The sequence below is a fragment of the Streptomyces spongiae genome (assembly GCF_009377185.1).
Taxonomy (GTDB): domain Bacteria; phylum Actinomycetota; class Actinomycetes; order Streptomycetales; family Streptomycetaceae; genus Streptomyces; species Streptomyces spongiae.
Genome location: NZ_VJZC01001012.1, coordinates 1 through 1729 on the forward strand (window position 1 = coordinate 1; position 1729 = coordinate 1729).

Annotated in this window: 1 protein-coding gene; it reads left to right on the forward strand. The window is 69.6% G+C overall.

From position 1 onward, the window contains the following. The first annotated feature begins 130 nt into the window (after nt 1-130). The gene (locus FNH08_RS49685; RefSeq protein WP_152778578.1) at nt 131-1621 is read left to right on the forward strand and encodes an MFS transporter; all 1491 of its coding nucleotides are present in this window, start codon (nt 131-133) and stop codon (nt 1619-1621) included. Nucleotides 1622-1729 lie beyond the last annotated feature (108 nt).

The following is a 1729-nucleotide window of genomic DNA, read 5'->3' on the forward strand; positions in this document are numbered from 1 at the left end:
GCCCGGGGCACAAAGCCTCGGGCCACCGCCCTTTCGTATGCGTAGGGCGGCGGATATTGCCTTGTACGGTGTATGGGAACCGTTCTACGGTGTATGGCGACCGCTCCCGTACACCGTAGAAGGGCTTCCCATGACGGCGTCGACGACTGCCGACACCTCGCCGATCGCCCCGCAGGGGCACCCCCAACGCTGGCTGATCCTCGGCGTCATCTGCCTCGCGCAGCTCACCGTGGTGCTCGACAACACGGTGCTGAACGTGGCGATCCCGTCCCTCACCGATGAGCTGGGCGCGGCCACCTCCGACATCCAGTGGATGATCAACGCCTACTCGCTCGTGCAGTCCGGTCTGTTCCTCACCGCGGGCAACGCAGCCGACCGCTACGGCCGCAAGAAGATGCTGATCGCCGGACTCGCCGTGTTCGGTAGCGGCTCGCTGGTGGCCGGAATCGCCGATACCACCGGCCAGTTGATCGCCGCCCGAGCCGTCATGGGTGTCGGCGGTGCACTGCTGCTCACGACCACGCTCGCGGTCGTGATGCAGATCTTCACTCCCGAGGAGCAGCCCAAGGCGATCGGGGTCTGGGTCGCGATCAGCTCGCTGGGCTTCGCGGTCGGCCCGCTGGTCGGCGGTTTCATGCTCGACCACTTCTGGTGGGGTGCGATCTTCCTGGTGAACCTGCCGGTCGCGGTCCTCGGCCTCGTCGCGGCCGTCGCGCTCGTGCCGGAGTCCAAGGACCCGCGGGGAGACCGTCCCGACCTGCTGGGCGCGGTCCTGTCGACGATCGGTATGAGCGCGCTCGTCTTCACGATCATCTCCGGGCCCGACCACGGCTGGACCTCCGGGCGGGTGCTGGTGGCCGCGGCGGTGGCCCTGGTGGTGCTGTCGGTGTTCGCGTACTGGGAGAGTCGGATCCCGTATCCCATGCTCGACCTGCACTTCTTCCGCAACCGGCGGTTCACGGGTGCGGCCGCGGGCATCGTGCTGGTCACCTTCGGCATGGGCGGAGGGCTGTTCCTGCTGACGCAGCACCTGCAGTTCGTGCTCGGGTACGGGCCCTTGGAGGCCGGTCTGCGCACGGCGCCGCTCGCGTTGTCCGTCGTGGTCCTCAACTTCTCCGGGCTGCCGGCGAAGTGGTCGGCCAAGCTCGGTGGTCCGGCCTCCATCATGCTCGGCATGGTCCTGATGTCCGGAGGCCTCGTGTCGATCGCGACGCTCGCCGACCAGGGCTATCCGGGCACCCTCCTCGGGCTGCTGCTCATCGGCGCGGGTACCGCCGTCGCCAACCCGGCCATGGCGCACGCGATCATGAGCTCGATCCCGCCCGAGAAGGCAGGCGTGGGTGCGGGCCTCAACGGCACGTTCTCGGAGTTCGGCGTGGGGCTGGGTGTGGCCGCGCTGGGTGCCGTACTCACCTCGCGTTTCGCCGCGCTGCTCCCGGTCGCGGTGTCCTCGCTGCCGGCGGCGCTGGCCGCGGCGGGCTCGCAGGAGGAGCGGGACCGGGTCGTCGCGGCGTTCTCCTCCGGGCTGGAGAGCAGTCTGTTGGTCGGGGCGGTGGCGGTGTTGCTCGGGGGTGCGGTCTCGGCGGTGCTGCTGCGCAGGGCTGAGCGGGTGGGCGCCTGAGGGATTGGTGGGTTCGGTGCGTTGGCGGCTGCGGGTGCGTTGTAGCTTCTCGCGCAGTTCCCCGCGCCCCTGTCGGGGTGCCTGAGGGCTCGGGGGGCTTTGTGATCG